Origin of the sequence: Brenneria tiliae, assembly GCF_023347575.1 — a bacterium.
In the GTDB taxonomy this organism is placed as follows: Bacteria; Pseudomonadota; Gammaproteobacteria; order Enterobacterales; family Enterobacteriaceae; genus Brenneria; species Brenneria corticis.
Genome location: NZ_JAKPCB010000002.1, coordinates 1 through 207 on the forward strand (window position 1 = coordinate 1; position 207 = coordinate 207).

The window sequence follows — 207 nt, forward strand, 5'->3', positions numbered from 1 at the left end:
CGTTAGTGTGGTGGTATCGACCGTGTCGGTAACATTTACCGTGGCGTCACCACCCAGTTGTAAATCTTCAAAGGTTTTGCCAGCCACTTCCGCCTTGTCGAGGCCCACGGTAACGCTGCCCGCATCGACGTACACATCGTCGCCCTGCGCCGGCACGCTATACGCCACGCTCTGCTCGCCGGCCTGGATGGTAACCCTGTCGCCATT

General features: G+C 59.4%; 1 protein-coding gene. It reads right to left on the reverse strand.

Features of this window, described 5'->3' with window-relative positions; all coding sequences use genetic code 11:
• Window positions 1–207, reverse strand: a 207-nt coding sequence (locus MFP24_RS00010; protein WP_249246699.1) for an immunoglobulin-like domain-containing protein, incomplete at both ends; no start/stop codon positions are given.